Source organism: Ectobacillus funiculus, from assembly GCF_004138295.1.
Taxonomy (GTDB): Bacteria; Bacillota; Bacilli; order Bacillales; family Bacillaceae_G; genus Ectobacillus; species Ectobacillus funiculus.
The window spans coordinates 1-15164 of record NZ_SCFM01000052.1; the positions used below are offsets into that span (position 1 = coordinate 1).

Here is a 15164-nt window from a genome sequence, read left to right on the forward strand (position 1 = left end):
GCGGCAGAAGCAGCAGACGTACAGGAGCAGCGTGAAATCGTACTGCAGGCACCAATCACAGAAGAACAAATTCGCGAGCTTCGCGTTGGTGATGTTGTTACGATTAACGGCATGATGTACACAGGACGTGATGCAATTCATAAGCATTTAACAGATAATGATTGTCCGGTTGACCTGAATGGACAAGTGATTTACCATTGCGGTCCGGTTGTGATGAAGGATAGCGAGGGCAAATATCACATTAAAGCCGCTGGTCCGACAACAAGTATTCGCGAGGAGCCATATCAAGGCGACATTATGAAGAAATTTGGCATCCGCGCTGTTATCGGAAAAGGCGGTATGGGAGCGAAAACCCTTGCTGCACTTCAGGAGCATGGCGGCGTATATTTAAACGCAATCGGCGGTGCAGCGCAATATTATGCAGAATGCATCAAGGAAGTAGAAGGGGTAGACTTCCTTCAGTTTGGTATTCCTGAGGCAATGTGGCATTTGCGTGTAGAAGGCTTTAAAGCAGTTGTAACAATGGATTCTCACGGTAACAGCCTTCATGCGGATGTCGACAAAACATCGTTAGAAAGATTGGCACAATTTAAAGAGCCGGTATTTAAATAAAGACAACTCGCCGACTGGCGAGCCCTACTTTTGGGCGAAGACAGAGGCGTAGTTGCACTTATACTGGATGCCTAAAATTTCCGACTACGTCGAATTGGCTTCTAGCTGGAAATTTCTACTTTCCTATAGTGTAAAAAGGGAAAAATGACTGGGCGGGTGTCGCTCAGTCATTTTTCGTGGATTTTAATGGAATTCTACGTGAACTCTTCTTCTTTGATTTTTCATAGACTTCGGCATGCGAATTTCTAGCACACCATTCTTATAAGAAGCTCTTACACCTACATTTGATACAGGACTTGGAAGCGAAACTACGCGTTGGAAACGGCCGACATAACGTTCTCTCCGATGTGTATTCTCTTCTTTCATCTCGTGGGATTTATGAATTGAGCCGCTAATCATCAGCATGTCATTTTCAACCTCAATGTCAACATCCTCTTTCTTTTGGAGCCCGGGAATATCACATGTGGCAATAATCTCATTTTCTGTTTCATGTACATCAACCCGGATACCGCCTATATTATGCTGATTCCCAAAATGAGAAGGGAAGTCCGTAAAGAAATGATCAAATTCCTTTTGCATATTAGCTAATTGTCTAAATGGATCGTATGGTATCAATCCCATTTGTAACAGCTCCTTTTTTAATAAGATGAAGTGCGCTCTTATTATTTGCGATGTTGAAAAAAGTACTGTAGAAATGTACTAGCAATTTTCCCTATAAATGGAGCCCAGGAGCGATATGGAAGAAACTGTGCAGAATGAAGCGAAAGCAGGTAACAAAACCTACGAGTACGAACCATTTTGGAAAGGAGACTCGGCATGAAAAAAAGCCTTTGCATCATGACCGTACTCGCATTGTTTTTAGCCTTACTGCCATCCTTTACTTATGCTTACTCGAACGAGGCGAAGCATTGGGGCATTCCGCGCAACCAGGATGAAACGCCGCCTGATGCAGGAAAAGAGTTTACTTCAATTATTGAAAAATACGATGGCTTTTATCTTGGTGATACGAAGAAAAAGGACATTTACTTAACGTTTGACAATGGATATGAAAATGGCTATACAGCAAAGATTTTGGATGTGCTAAAGGAGAAAAAGGTACCGGCGACCTTTTTTATTACCGGTCATTATATTAAAGACCAGCCTGAGCTTGTCAAACGAATGGCGAAGGAAGGGCATATTATTGGAAATCATTCATGGCACCATCCGGATTTAACGACCACCGGTGACGAGAAATTCCGCGAAGAGCTTATTATGATTGAAAAGGCTGTAAAGGACCTAACTGGTCAAAAGGAAATGAAATATCTTCGTCCGCCGCGCGGAATATTTAGTGAACGTACATTGGCAATTTCACGTGAAATGGGCTATCATAACGTTTTCTGGTCGCTTGCGTTCATCGATTGGAAAACCGAACAACAACGAGGCTGGCGATATGCATATGATAACGTAATGAACCTGATTCATCCAGGATCAATTCTTCTTTTACATTCTGTATCCAGTGACAATGCGGAAGCACTCAGTAAAATTATCGATGATTTACGGAAGCGGGGCTATCAATTTAAGAGCCTGGATGATTTAGTGAGAGAGAAATTTGGTCCAGAGGTGAACTACTAAAAAACCGCAGGCAAGATGCCTGCAGTTTTTTAGTATGAATCGGACTTTTTGTTTGCTTTGCAATTCGAAATTTCCGAAATACCTTCCAAATACTATAGCCAAGCAATGCGCCAGCGACATTCAGAATAATATCATCAATATCAAACACACCTGCAAGCGTAATGAGTTGAAGCAGCTCTATATATGTGATTAACCGTATGAACAGAAGAGCGGCTGCTTTTAGGCTCCGTGTGCTGCGGATGCTCCTTTCCTACAGATTTGAATCAGCTCTGTAATTTGATCCCAAGCGGTTAATTTCTCCTGCAGCTCTAATCGTCCCGCTGCTGTCATACGATAAAATTTCCTTTTCATTTCCGTGTCTGATTCACCCCAATAGGACTCAATTAATGCCCGTTGCTCTATGCGTTTTAGAGCGGGATATAAAGTTCCTTGGCTCATGCTGTAGGATTGATTGCTATGCTGCTTCAGCTTCTGCACAATTTCATAGCCATATGTATCATGCTGCGCGATGATTGAAAGTAATAAAATGTCAATACTTCCTTTTAGAATCCCTTTATCCATATTTTATAACCCGATAAAATTGTAACACGACATATATGGGCTGGTTTTACGAAATCCGGCTTGTAACGTATAATAAGAGCTGCATGTTTAAAAGGATGAAAATTATTTAGCTTAGAGCTAAAACAAGATAATTCATTTTTGGAAATAATAAAGGAAGAATATACGCCGTATGGCAGCTATGCTTCACTAAATGTGTAGAGGAGCATTGAGTAGGAGGAACCATGGAAACAACGCAAGAAAGTAAATTACAAATGGGACAAACCTTCCCAGTAACCATTAAACGTCTCGGTATTAACGGAGAAGGAGTCGGCTATTTCAAACGACAGGTTGTCTTCATTCCGGGCGCACTGCCAGGGGAGGAGGTTGTCGCTGAGGTTACTGCAATCAAAAAAGGATTTGCCGAAGCGAAAGTCAAGCGAATCCGTAAGCAATCTCCGCAGCGCGTGGCACCGCCTTGTCCGGTGCATGAGCAGTGCGGCGGTTGTCAGCTGCAGCATATCTCATATGAAGGACAGCTCGAACAAAAGCGTGACATTGTTGTTCAGGCTTTTGAACGATATACAAAACAAATTGCTCATAAGCTCGACATCCGCCCGACAATCGGAATGGAGGACCCATGGCATTATCGAAATAAAAGCCAGCTTCAGGTTGGTATTGACAACCGCAGAGTCATCGCCGGCTTGTATGGCTTAAATTCGCATGAGCTTGTAGATATTTCTGATTGTATGATTCAGCACAAGGCAACAAACGAAGTAACGCAAAAGGTAAAACAAATTTTAGAGAACCTTGGTATCTCTATTTACAATGAGAAAAAGCATAAGGGCGCAGTTCGCACGATTGTGACGCGCATTGCTGTTCGAACAGGAGAAATCCAGCTTGTGCTCGTAACAGCAAGAGAGGACTTCCCGCGCAAGGATCAATTTGTAAAGCAGGTACAAACTGCTCTGCCGCAGGTCAAATCGATTATGCAAAACATCAACGGTGAGCGTACCTCTATCATTTTTGGAGACGAAACATTCCGCCTTGCTGGAAAGGAATTTATTCAGGAGGCTTTAGGAGATTTAAAATTTGAGCTATCAGCTCGTGCCTTTTTCCAGCTCAACCCCACGCAAACAGTGAAGCTATATGATGAAGTAAAGCAGGCAGCAAAGCTAACAGGTAAGGAAAAGGTAGTTGATGCATACTGCGGCGTCGGAACGATTGGATTATGGCTGGCGAACGAAGCGGCTGAGGTTCGCGGCATGGATATCATTGAAGAAGCAATTGAGGATGCAAAAAAGAACGCGAAGCAGCATGGCTTCCTCAATACGATGTATGTGACCGGAAAAGCAGAACAGGTTCTTCCGAAATGGGTGAAGGAAGGATGGAAGCCAGATATCATTGTGGTAGACCCACCGAGAACAGGCTGTGATGGTATGTTGCTAAATACAATTTTGAAGGTGAAGCCGAAGCAGGTTGTGTATGTATCCTGTAATCCATCTACCCTTGCGAAAGATGTGGCGAAGCTGCTAGGGGATTATGAGGTTTCGTATGTGCAGCCGGTGGATATGTTTCCGCATACGGCGCATGTGGAGTGTGTCTTGCAACTCATTTTAAAGAAAGGCAACTAATCCTTTGTAAAATGTACCCTTTGTAAAGGACACTTTAAAAAAGGTCATGCAGCTCGAAGAAGATGATCTCTGTATTGCACAGGGGTCATCTTTTTTAGCAAAACTTTATTTTAACTCGAACAGAGGAATGCTAGTTGATAGGGTGGATTTTAGCAAACCCTGATTTCATGAAAATGAACATGTCCGATCAGTTTGATAAAAAGTGATGAAGCATGGTATAAGTGTATAGGAAGTAGGAAACATCTTGCTTTTAAATTTTGGGTAAGGGGTTGGCCTGGTATCCCATAATGAGAGGGTTTGAGTTTGAATATGATAGATAATTTTTGGCGTGATTTACCACGGCCTTTTTTTATACTGGCACCAATGGAAGATGTTACGGATGTTGTTTTTCGCCATGTAGTGAGTGAAGCAGCCAGACCTGATGTGTTTTTTACAGAGTTTACAAACACGGAGAGCTATTGTCACCCAGAGGGGATCCATAGTGTGCGTGGGCGTTTGACTTTTACAGAGGATGAACAACCAATTGTAGCCCATATCTGGGGGGATAAGCCTGAATACTTTCGGCAAATGAGTTTTGGTATGGCAAAACTAGGGTTTAAGGGTATAGATATCAATATGGGCTGTCCTGTACCTAATGTGGCACAGTACGGGAAGGGGAGCGGTCTTATCCGTCGTCCAGAAGTTGCAGCAGATTTAATACAAGCAGCAAAAGCAGGAGGATTGCCTGTAAGTGTAAAGACAAGGCTTGGTTACACTGAGATAGACGAATGGCACGACTGGCTGACACACATATTGAAACAAGACATTGTCAACCTTTCCATTCATCTGCGTACAAGGGAGGAAATGAGCAAAGTAGATGCTCATTGGGAACTAATCCCGGAGATTAAGAAACTTCGTGATCAGGTGGCACCAGATACACTCTTGACGATCAATGGGGATATCCCTGACCGTCAAACTGGCTTAAAGCTCGCTCATCAATACGGTATTGATGGGATTATGATTGGGCGTGGTATTTTCAATAATCCATTTGCCTTTGAAAAGCAGCCGAAAGATCACAGTAGTGAGGAATTGCTTAGTCTCTTAAGATTGCATCTGGATCTCCATGATAAATATTCAAAATTGGAGCTGCGTCCGTTCAAGGCTTTTCAGCGATTCTTTAAGATATATGTCCGTGGGTTCCGAGGCGCAAGTGAATTAAGAAATCAATTAATGAGTACAGCGTCAACAGATGAAGTGCGTGCATTGCTCGATAACTTTGGGTCAAAGAATCTTGATGGAATGGGGGAACAGTAGAAGGGCCCAATTCAAGGTGAAAGCGAAGTAGGACGTTAAACTGGTGTGTCTCCAAAAAGTTAGTGTTTATACTTAGCAGTTAATTGGCTGGTGTGAAGGTGGTCCTGAACCGGACCCATTCCCGCCAATTTTTACTTTATATGTGTTACTACAAGTGAAAAACACAGCTAAATGGCGCTTTAAATGAAATATTGCTAAAGGAATCAGGTGTTACTGGTTCCTTTATTTTTTTGTAAAATCACCAACACTTCTTGTGTTGTCAATTACAGTCCACGCATGTGGAGGCAGTGACAGTGTTAACCTTAAAATAAAAGGATTTTTAAGGCAATGGATAAAATGTGGTTAATCCCATTTTATCCATTGCCTTTTCAAATTGCTTCCCCGAATTTTTATGCTGTTTCTTGTTGCCTCCCGGGGTTATATATGAATAGATATCACGAGCTGTTCTTATACTTGAGTCACCAAGCCTAATTGCAACAATCCTTGAGTTTTCTGCAAAAATATGCCTTATTAGCTATCCTGAATATTCCTTGTAATTTTGTTACATGTAAGTGGCTAAAGAAGGTATATATTCAGCATCAAGTACAGACTTTGGTGTAGAGCCTTTAAAGGAATAATATCGTTTGTCCAAGCTTTAAAGACTAATAGTAATTATTTTGAGACTTTTATACCATAACTGAACAGGATTGGTGGAAAAGAGCAATTTTCTTAAAGAAAACGGAAAAGTGGCAATATTCTTAATTTTGACAGCAATATTCTTAAAAAACATAGCAATGCTTTTTAATGACTCCTTTTTTAATAGTTTAATCAAATGAAATTATGATAGCAATAATTTTATAAAGGTGCTATATATTCCAAGGATTTGGCTGGTATGGCTTTATTATTTGGTTACTGCATTCGTTTGTCTTCAACTAGGGGAGCTTGGTTAGGAGTTTTGGTCTTAGCGAGAATACCGTAATAGGAGTTTCCTAAAAGACTTATCCTAACATAGAAGTAGGAGTATGAGGGGAAGAGGTAATGTCAAATCAGCTTATTCAATCAAAAACTCGGAGATAAATAAAAAAGGCTTTGTCCGAAAAACAAAGCCTTTTTTTATAGGTTATATAAACATATCCAAGATTAGGACACCAGCAAGTCCGACTAAAGAAATAATCGTTACCATGACAGACCATGTTTTAATGGTTTTTCCGATGGATAGGTTAAAGTATTCTTTGTAAATCCAGAAGCCTGCGTCATTCACGTGTGAGAAGGTAACACTTCCTGCACCAGCAGCTAATACCATCAATTCTGGACTTGCACCAGCTGAAGCGACAAGTGGTGCAGCAATACCTGCTGCTGTCATACCTGCTACAGTTGCAGATCCTACTGCTATCCTTAGGATTGCTGCAATCAGCCAAGTTAAAAGCAGCGGTGAAAGGGTAGAGCCAGCCATAAGACCAGAAATATATTTATCAATATGGCTATCAACCAGTACTTGTTTGAATGCGCCACCAGCAGCAATGATTAATAGAATCATCCCGATACCGCTTACAGCTTCACTAAGAGATTGCATAATTTCTGGCATTTTTTTACCAAGATTTAAACCGAATGTAAAGATGGCAACAATGATTGAAATTAACAGGGCTATATTCGCATTACCGATAAAATCAGTGAACGGTGCAATGGCCGATTTAGGTGCAAAAATTTCTACAACCGCTTGTAACGCAATTAGAATAACTGGTAAAAGAGCAGTGAGAAGACTGATTCCGAATTTAGGAAGTTCCTCTTCTTTAAATTGCTTAGGATTAAATAGGCCTTTTGGAATTTCAATTTCTAACGATTCTTTTTTAAATAATTTTGTATAAACTGGACCTGCAAGAAGAAATGCAGGAATGGCAATGATGATTCCATAAATCATAGTTAAACCGATATTTGCTCCAAAAACATTTGCAACCGCAGTTGGACCAGGGTGCGGAGGCACAAATCCATGCATAGTAATCAGGGCAGCAATTACTGGCATACCAAGATATAGTACCGGTACTCTAGCAGCTGTAGCAATGGTAAATACTAATGGAATTAAAACAACAACCCCAGTTTCAAAGAATAAAGCGATTCCAACAATAGCAGCTGTAACAACAGCAGCCAATTGAACTCTTTTTTCTCCAAAAGCATTAATCAATGTCGTCGCAATCCGCTGCGCACCGCCTGAATCAGTCATTAACTTACCAAGTACGGCACCAAAGATAATAATCATCGTAAGATGTCCAAGTGTTCCGCCTAGCCCTGCTTCAATGGACCCGACTGCCTCAATCGGTGTCATTCCTTCTAGGATTCCTACCACTAGCGAAACGATAATTAATGATACGAAAGCGTTTAACTTTGTGCCCATCATTAATACTAATAATAGGGCAACCCCAATAGTAACTGAAATAATTGGCATTTTTTCTTCCTCTTCTCTTATTTGGCTTCATAAAAAGAGGCCCTCTTCCGTAAGGAGTTTACTCAAATTCTATAATCTAATTCTTGATGATGAAAAATTCTTGCTGAAAGACTATATGATGAGTATTACTCCTTACCTCAGGGCCAAACTTAAAAGGACATTTAGATTACTTTTTGCTTAGCATTTCAACAACTTCTCTTAAATCCGTCTTTGTCCCAACGTTTCCTGGGAAGATAACATAGGAAATTCCCGGGAACTTGCTTTCACTGCCTGTTGTCCAGACTGGAATTCCAGGTCGAATTTGACCTGCTACTGTTGCTCTTTTAACTTCAAGACCGTTTGTCCCAACATCACTAGATGTAATACCGCCCTTAGCAATAATATAGGAAGGTCTTACTTCTAACCGTTTTACAATACTGGTAACTGCATCGGAAATCTTTACTGATAGCTTTAATTCTTCTTCTTTTTTGCCTTCTCCGAGATCCAATCTTTCTCTTCTTGTATAAACGGCAACATTTTTTCCTTCAATAATAAGCTTATTTGTCATCGCTATTACTCGAGCAAGCTCTTCTTCGAATTTTTCAGGCTCTAGTACAAGATGAACATTGAACTCAATAAATTCAACAGTATCTGAATTTTTCAGCTCTTCAAACTGTTCTGTAGTCTTTTTAACATGTGAACCGATAATGACCAATCCGCCATTGTTTGTGTCTTCACTCATGATTTCCTCACGAGTGAGCAGGTTTTTATCGCTTACGCCCCCGATAACCTTCGTAAGTGCAGCTGCACTTCTGAACATAAAGTTCTTTCCTTTATTCATCGCTCTAATCAAAGCAATGGTAAAGATTTTAACATCCGCATAGTCAACAGCATTCACAATGACCTTATTAAAGTTCTCAACTTTCAGTAATTGCTGTTCAATTGTCTCAACATCTAGTGCACGCAGGCTATCAAGTGAAATATACGTCATATTCTCCGCTTTATATTCACCGTTAGATTTTTCTTCAGCCCACTCGCCTAAATGCGATTTGGTATAGCCGAAGGTACGATCTTTCGCAAATTCTGTTTCTCCTGCAGGGACGAGATACTCGTCATATTGAACATAATGGATATTGTCAATTGTGAAGCGTCCGCCTTCCTTAAAGAATGGAAGGATTACCTCACCATCAAATTTCATATCAGAGTTGGCTTCAACTGTTTCTTTTAATACTTGAGTTTCCAGCGGGTAATGGCCTCTTAATGTTGAATCACCACGGCTGATAATGGTAAATTCGCGATTGCTCCTCTTCGCTGCTTCCACGATATTTGCAGCAATTTCTTGATGCGCTTTTGTTGTTTCAGCAGCTGTAAATCCACGTGAATTTGTTAAGATAAAGAACATGGAGTTCTCTTCTTGGAAGCCTTTTTCGATACTGTCCAAAGACCAGTCTGTATAAACAGAAATTCCATGAACTGTTTGAACACCAGTTGGGTCATCATCCAGTACGATGATTTTTTTATTTAAATTTTTAAGTTCTTTCTCAATCATTTCATTCACAAGGCTTGTATCGACAAAAGGTATTTTGCTAAAAACTTCTTCCACTAATCTTTTATTTGAACTCATTGATTAGAACCCCTTACTTCAACATTTGCTAGTTTTTCGTAATACTGTACGATGCCACCATGATCATCCATTAATTTTCCATCTACTTTTAGCGCATGGAAGATTTCTAATAGGTGGCTTGATAATGGAAGCGGTACGCCAATTTCATGAGCTGTATCCATTACGTTAGTAATATCTTTCATATTGATAGCAATGGTTCCGCCTGGAGCAAAGTTTCTTTCAAGAATTAATGGAACCTTTGCATCCAGTACCGCACTTCCTGCTAATCCGCCTCTGATCGCCTGATACATTTTTTCGATATCGATTCCAGCTTTAGCTGCTAAGATAAGCGCTTCTGACATTGCAGCAATGTTAAGGTTTACAATGATCTGATTCGCTAATTTTGCTGTAACTCCGCAGCCGCTATTTCCAACTAATGTAACCGCACTTCCCATATCGAATAAAACTGATTTTGCCGCTTCGAACACATCTTCTTTACCGCCTACCATGATGGCTAATGTACCGTCGATTGCTTTAGGTTCTCCGCCGCTGACAGGTGCATCTAGGAAGCCGACGCCTTTTTTGGCAGCTTCTTCTGCAAGTTCAATTGAAATAGCAGGAGTAATGGAGCTCATGTCGATAATAATGGAGCCTTCTTTTGCTCCTGCTAAAATTCCATTGTCGCCTAAAACAACAGATTGTACATGTTTCGATGCCGGAAGCATTGTGATAATGATTTCGCTGTTTTCTGCTACTTCTCTTGGTGAACGAGCTACTGTTGCACCCGCTTCCAATAATGTTTGTACCGCCTCTTGATTTAAATCATTAACTGTTAATGTATGTCCTGCTTTAATAAGGTTTAAAGCCATAGGTTTTCCCATTATGCCCAATCCGATAAAGCCAACCTTTTTTGTCATGCTATTTTCCTCCCAATACATTTTTGTGAAAGGCTCAGTTAATTTGTCTTTTGATTTCCGCTTCAAGCGCTCGCTTTCATGTTGCAAATCAACAATGAGTCTTAACATCGTCCTATGAAAAGCAGATAACCTCTTAAAAAAATAGCTTTTCCCATTTTCATCATCTTCAATTAGGTTTTCTGCCTTGGAATTGAAAGCTTGTAAGCAATCGCTTACATCGTTGTTTACGGTTTCATTGTATACTAAAAAATAATTTTTGTATACATTTTTTGTTGTATTCGTGTACATTTTTTGTTTTCCGTATACTGAATGTGGTTTTTACTTTTTTCTCCAGCATGATTTTATTAAAATAATTTGGTACTATGGATATAATTAGAAATGAAAAACTGGGGTGAAATTTGTGATTGAAAGTAACAGCTCACGGCTGGCGTATCACCATTGTTATGAAATTCTTCGTGATAAAATTTTAAATGGTGAGCTTCCTGGCGGTACTAAGATTGTCGAAGAAAAAATCGCTGCTGAGCTTGGCGTCAGCAGAACACCGATAAGGGATTCGATACGAAAATTAGAATATGAAGGACTAATTGTTAAAAAGAGAGTGGTAAATCCAACGGAGAAGGACTTACGGAATATGTTTAATGTCCGGATCCTGCTAGAAGGGTACTCAGCTCGATGTGCGGCAAACTTTTTAAGAGAAAATGAAATTGAAAAACTGCACGAGTATGTTGAGATTGGCAGAAAGGGCACTAAAGAGGAAATCATGTCTGCCAATGAAAGCTTTCATAATGATATTGTGAAAGCAAGTAATAATCCTGTCATGATTGATATTATTGATCGGATGCAGGCGATTATTTATTTGTTTAGAAAAACCGTTGTTATCTATAATCGTCCACATCTTATTGATGAGCATGAAGAAATTTATGAAGCAATCAAGGCAAGAGATGGTGAAAAGGCCGAAATTTTGATGAAAAAACACTTAGAAACTGACTTGAATTTTTATCTGCACATAATGAGTAATGAATAGTATCTTCTACAAACAGCTGATTAATAAGCAAAAGTGCCCTCATTGAATTCTGAGGGCATTTTTGTCGTGTTCCCCCAACAATACAAGTGTTTTACTTATGTACGCTTCACCTTAATTCATTCAAATAGTATCTAGAAATGAAATAAATTGTATACAAAAATTATAAAAACGTATACAATTCTCTTAACTTAATCTATCAAGTAAGGAGTAAACGATCATGTTAATGAATACAAAAGAAATTTTAACACAGGCACAACAAGGCAAATATGCTGTGGCGGCTTTTAACGTGTATAACTTAGAAACAGCCCAAGCTGCTATCCAAGTGAGCGAGCGGGAAGGTACATCTGTGATTATCGCTCTCGGAGAACGTTATTTTCCTACAGTGGATGTTGAAGGTTTTTCAGCCATGATCAAAGCAATGGCTGAAAAGGTAAAGGTTCCGGTTGCACTGCATCTTGATCATGCCTATGAAAAAGAATCAATTATTCGAGCAATTCGAGCTGGCTTCACCTCTGTTATGTACGACGGATCTAAATATGATCTTGAACAAAATATCCGTTTTACCAAAGAGATTGTGGAAATTGCCCATATGGCAGGAGTCTCTGTTGAAGCAGAAATCGGCTCTGTGGCAAGGGGGGCATTCTCAGACGAAGAAGAAGGGGATGGAACTTTAACAGATCCGCAATCAGCCAAGGCATTCGTGGCTGAAACAAACATTGACTTTTTAGCTGCTGCAATTGGCACTGTTCATGGAATGTACAAGGGCGAACCGAAAATTGACTTAGCTCTTCTAGAAAAGATTCGTGAAGCAGTTGGTATCCCGCTCGTTCTGCATGGCGGTTCTGGAACACCTGAAAATGTTCTAAAGAAAGCAATCGAATTAGGCATTTGTAAAGTAAACGTCAATACAGAAATTTCCATGGCGGCTGTTTCTTATCTTGAAAAATATGCTAAAGAGAAACAAACGGCTCATCTATCTACCATCATGGCAGAAATGCAGCAAGCAATGGAGCCAGTAATGACGAAATTTGTGCGCTTGTTATCAAAAAAATAAAAGAGCAACAGACCCTTAATTTTGTTAAGGGGTACTTATGGTAACCGTACCATAAGTAAATGGAATTTTTTAGAAGTAAAAGGAAGGAACCTCACCTTAAATAGAGGCGGTTTTTTAGTTACAGTCATTTGGAGATAGTTGTCAAAGGGCCACTAAATAAAGTTTAGTGACCCTTTTTTACACTGTAGGAAAGTATAAATTTCTAGCTAGAAGCGAATTTGACGAAGGTGGAAATTTTAGGAATACAGTATAAGTGCAACTACGCCTCTGTCTTCGCCTAACGGCTTGCCAGTCAGCGAATCTTCTTATGGAGGTCTTTACTTAACAACTCCAACCTCAATTATGTTTACATCTGCAGTAACCTGAAATCGAGCACTTTTATAGTTCTCATTCCATTTGTTAAAATCAAAATTTCGTGTGTTGGCTTTCGCAATATGGCCAAAGCCGGCCGGGTCAATTTCTTTTTTTTGAAAGCTCTCAATCATTTTCTTACATTCTACAACAATTTGTTTTTCCAAATGCTTCTCAATTTTACGTACTTCGCCCTTCTTAAGGGTCCTTTCTTTATGCTCTGTAAGAAGCCCCTTTATTTTCATATGAACCGCAAATTTATAGGGACTCCTGCTTATTAGTCTGATTTTATTCTTTGAAGTGATACTTTGGATAGTGGATTCTTCATCCTTATCTTTTACCTTTACTGAACCCCTGGTATGTTTGTCGACAAGCAGTTTGAAATAAAACATTTTATTTTCTGGAAGAATAGCGACAACTTGGTCATTCCTGAAGAGGGCTATTCCAGTTATGCTTACCAAATGAGATTGCCTCTTCTTAAGCAGAGGTAAATAAGCATCCTTCCCTTTTTGGTATAAAGCAGCTAAAAATTGATGAAGGTTGGTCAGCGGTAAGTTTTCTCCTTCTATATTATGTTCAAGTAATTGTGTAAGGTATGCGGCGTTTCCGCGGTCTCCATATCTACCTTTAAAAATATCAATTGCTTTTCCATCTACTACAGCTAAATGGGTTCTTGCGCCAACGCTTGGATCCCGAAGGAAGACTTCAACTATTTGGTTGATTCCCTCACGCGCGACATCTTCTCCAAAAAAAGCAAGATCTAGACTTCCACTGACAATTGGCTGGGAAGCTTTTTTCTGTATTTCGGTCATCAAATCCCTCATAATAGTTCCTTTGGCGGAAAAGGTAAAATTCCCAAATGACTTATCAGGTTTAAAGACGGGAATCATGATACTTCCAAGCAATTGATCACCACTTTTATCAACACCGATACCTGTCGCAATATTTACATCATCAATAACATTTGTCTGGACACATCCGGTCAAAAACATAGTGCAAAAAAGTAAGGACATGGCGAAGTGAATAGTCTTCACTTTGTTTTCACCTTCTTTTTAATGAGTAGTAGTAAATAGAGAATGGGGATATAAATATAAACTAAAGAGAAGCCAACTTTTGAGTCTATGTCTAAGAAAAGATCCATCCTTTCGCGGGTAGGTATTAATACCGCGATAATCAGACATAACAAGGCAATGAAAATGACTGCTTTTTTTTGTTGGATGCGATAAACCCGTTTGGCGCACCGACTGGCAGCCCATAATGTAATCGCAACATTCGGGATAAGGATTAAGGCCCAATTCGCAATTCCCAAATACTCGAACCTTTCAATAAAAGGGAGTCTGACAATTTTCCACATTTCCAATGTTGCCCAAATTGATCGTTCGAGCAAGCTAGGTGGAAAATAGGAAAAACTAACAACTGCCAAACCAGTATAAAAAAGGGTAGTCGCCAAAAGCCCGATATAAACCCATTTTTTTGATTGCTCAGGCTTCTTAATAAAAGGATAAAAAACTAATAAAGTTTCAAAGCCAAGATAACTAAGTGACATATGGTACCCACTGTTTATCATGTCGCTAAAGGAGTGGTCGAAAACAGGAAGTAAATTGGTAAAATCCCCATACTTTAATGCAAATCCGAAGGTAAACACTAAATAAGAGGGAATGACTGTTCCGAGAAAGGAAATTCCCACCACTGTTCTGAACCCGCCATAGACAATATAAATCCCTAAAAGTAAATAAACGCTTGCAAACCCAAAAGGGTTTAAATCAAGAAACATCCATGTACGGATAATTTCAATCAGACCGCCGAGTACGCCAGCACAAGTAATGATAAAATAGACAATAAATAAGGTATTTATGCTGTTACCAATGATTTTTCCAAACACGTAAACATTGGCATACATCACATCCCCTTCAACAGCTTCGCATACTTTATATATCAGCCATACGGAGATGTTGGTAATTAATCCTGCCGCTAAAACAGAAATCCAAGCATCATATCCAGCATCTTTGGCAATGCTTCGCTGAAAACCGAGGATACCAATTCCGATCTGCATTGCGACGACGACATATGCGGCCATAAATGGTGAAATTTGTAGTCTCTCCGGGACGGATCCCTGCATCATGTTTCCTT

Annotated in this window: 14 protein-coding genes; 6 read left to right on the forward strand and 8 right to left on the reverse strand. The window is 39.8% G+C overall.

What is annotated here, in order from left to right; all coding sequences use genetic code 11:
• Nucleotides 1–612 (forward strand): fumarate hydratase C-terminal domain-containing protein (locus EP737_RS21415; protein WP_205650999.1); only part of this gene is annotated, 612 nt, incomplete at its 5' end.
• Nucleotides 613–795: 183 nt separating this feature from the next.
• On the opposite strand, the gene EP737_RS21420 is transcribed toward EP737_RS21415, so the two are convergent.
• Nucleotides 796–1233: an Hsp20/alpha crystallin family protein gene (locus tag EP737_RS21420; protein WP_129730805.1), complete on the reverse strand. Its 438-nt coding sequence runs from the start codon at nucleotides 1231–1233 to the stop codon at nucleotides 796–798.
• A 195-nt stretch (nucleotides 1234–1428) separates the two neighbouring features.
• On the opposite strand from EP737_RS21420, the gene pdaA reads away from it, so the two are divergent.
• Nucleotides 1429–2223 (forward strand): delta-lactam-biosynthetic de-N-acetylase, encoded by a 795-nt coding sequence (pdaA, locus tag EP737_RS21425; RefSeq protein WP_129730807.1) that lies wholly within the window; start codon nucleotides 1429–1431, stop codon nucleotides 2221–2223.
• Here pdaA and EP737_RS21430 read toward each other — a convergent pair.
• Nucleotides 2168–2464 (reverse strand): VanZ family protein, encoded by a 297-nt coding sequence (locus EP737_RS21430; protein WP_129730877.1) that lies wholly within the window; start codon nucleotides 2462–2464, stop codon nucleotides 2168–2170. The two genes, pdaA and EP737_RS21430, sit on opposite strands and share 56 nt — an antisense overlap.
• Nucleotides 2443–2784, reverse strand: coding sequence for a PadR family transcriptional regulator (locus EP737_RS21435; protein ID WP_129730809.1), 342 nt, complete (start codon nucleotides 2782–2784; stop codon nucleotides 2443–2445). The genes EP737_RS21430 and EP737_RS21435 overlap by 22 nt, the downstream gene beginning before the upstream one ends.
• Before the next feature lie 221 nt (nucleotides 2785–3005).
• On the opposite strand from EP737_RS21435, the gene rlmD reads away from it, so the two are divergent.
• Entirely contained in the window at nucleotides 3006–4394 is a 1389-nt protein-coding gene (gene rlmD, locus EP737_RS21440; protein WP_129730811.1) for a 23S rRNA (uracil(1939)-C(5))-methyltransferase RlmD, read from the forward strand.
• Nucleotides 4395–4703: 309 nt separating this feature from the next.
• Nucleotides 4704–5687, forward strand: a complete 984-nt coding sequence (locus EP737_RS21445; RefSeq protein ID WP_129730879.1) for a tRNA dihydrouridine synthase — start codon at nucleotides 4704–4706, stop codon at nucleotides 5685–5687.
• Between the two features lie 1099 nt (nucleotides 5688–6786).
• On the opposite strand, the gene EP737_RS21450 is transcribed toward EP737_RS21445, so the two are convergent.
• From EP737_RS21450 to garR, 3 genes are all read right to left on the reverse strand, one after another.
• The gene (locus EP737_RS21450) at nucleotides 6787–8106 is read right to left on the reverse strand and encodes a gluconate:H+ symporter (protein ID WP_129730813.1); all 1320 of its coding nucleotides are present in this window, start codon (nucleotides 8104–8106) and stop codon (nucleotides 6787–6789) included.
• A 166-nt stretch (nucleotides 8107–8272) separates the two neighbouring features.
• A complete protein-coding gene (locus tag EP737_RS21455) occupies nucleotides 8273–9709 on the reverse strand; it encodes a four-carbon acid sugar kinase family protein (protein WP_129730815.1) in 1437 nt (478 codons plus the stop codon).
• Nucleotides 9706–10605, reverse strand: coding sequence for a 2-hydroxy-3-oxopropionate reductase (gene garR / locus EP737_RS21460; protein ID WP_129730817.1), 900 nt, complete (start codon nucleotides 10603–10605; stop codon nucleotides 9706–9708). Before garR ends, EP737_RS21455 begins: the two co-directional genes overlap by 4 nt.
• A 403-nt stretch (nucleotides 10606–11008) precedes the next feature.
• On the opposite strand from garR, the gene EP737_RS21465 reads away from it, so the two are divergent.
• Complete coding sequence (locus EP737_RS21465; RefSeq protein ID WP_425455948.1) at nucleotides 11009–11629, forward strand: GntR family transcriptional regulator; 621 nt, start codon at nucleotides 11009–11011, stop codon at nucleotides 11627–11629.
• Between the two features lie 217 nt (nucleotides 11630–11846).
• Complete coding sequence (locus EP737_RS21470) at nucleotides 11847–12683, forward strand: class II fructose-bisphosphate aldolase (protein ID WP_129730821.1); 837 nt, start codon at nucleotides 11847–11849, stop codon at nucleotides 12681–12683.
• A gap of 317 nt (nucleotides 12684–13000) precedes the next feature.
• On the opposite strand, the gene EP737_RS21475 is transcribed toward EP737_RS21470, so the two are convergent.
• Nucleotides 13001–14047 carry a Ger(x)C family spore germination protein gene (locus tag EP737_RS21475; protein WP_281278917.1) on the reverse strand — a complete coding sequence of 349 codons (1047 nt, stop codon included), beginning with the start codon at nucleotides 14045–14047 and terminating at the stop codon, nucleotides 13001–13003.
• Between the two features lie 17 nt (nucleotides 14048–14064).
• The gene (locus tag EP737_RS21480; protein ID WP_246040333.1) at nucleotides 14065–15156 is read right to left on the reverse strand and encodes a GerAB/ArcD/ProY family transporter; all 1092 of its coding nucleotides are present in this window, start codon (nucleotides 15154–15156) and stop codon (nucleotides 14065–14067) included.
• Nucleotides 15157–15164: the final 8 nt, after the last annotated feature.

Excerpts from the sequence above, each read along its gene's own strand:
- EP737_RS21420 (WP_129730805.1), bottom strand. The coding sequence starts at position 1,233 with ATGGGATTGATACCATACGATCCATTTAGACAATTAGCTAATATGCAA.
- pdaA (WP_129730807.1), top strand. The coding sequence starts at position 1,429 with ATGAAAAAAAGCCTTTGCATCATGACCGTACTCGCATTGTTTTTAGCC.
- EP737_RS21435 (WP_129730809.1), bottom strand. The coding sequence starts at position 2,784 with ATGGATAAAGGGATTCTAAAAGGAAGTATTGACATTTTATTACTTTCA.
- rlmD (WP_129730811.1), top strand. The coding sequence starts at position 3,006 with ATGGAAACAACGCAAGAAAGTAAATTACAAATGGGACAAACCTTCCCA.
- EP737_RS21445 (WP_129730879.1), top strand. The coding sequence starts at position 4,704 with ATGATAGATAATTTTTGGCGTGATTTACCACGGCCTTTTTTTATACTG.
- EP737_RS21450 (WP_129730813.1), bottom strand. The coding sequence starts at position 8,106 with ATGCCAATTATTTCAGTTACTATTGGGGTTGCCCTATTATTAGTATTA.
- EP737_RS21455 (WP_129730815.1), bottom strand. The coding sequence starts at position 9,709 with ATGAGTTCAAATAAAAGATTAGTGGAAGAAGTTTTTAGCAAAATACCT.
- garR (WP_129730817.1), bottom strand. The coding sequence starts at position 10,605 with ATGACAAAAAAGGTTGGCTTTATCGGATTGGGCATAATGGGAAAACCT.
- EP737_RS21470 (WP_129730821.1), top strand. The coding sequence starts at position 11,847 with ATGTTAATGAATACAAAAGAAATTTTAACACAGGCACAACAAGGCAAA.
- EP737_RS21475 (WP_281278917.1), bottom strand. The coding sequence starts at position 14,047 with ATGTCCTTACTTTTTTGCACTATGTTTTTGACCGGATGTGTCCAGACA.
- EP737_RS21480 (WP_246040333.1), bottom strand. The coding sequence starts at position 15,156 with ATGATGCAGGGATCCGTCCCGGAGAGACTACAAATTTCACCATTTATG.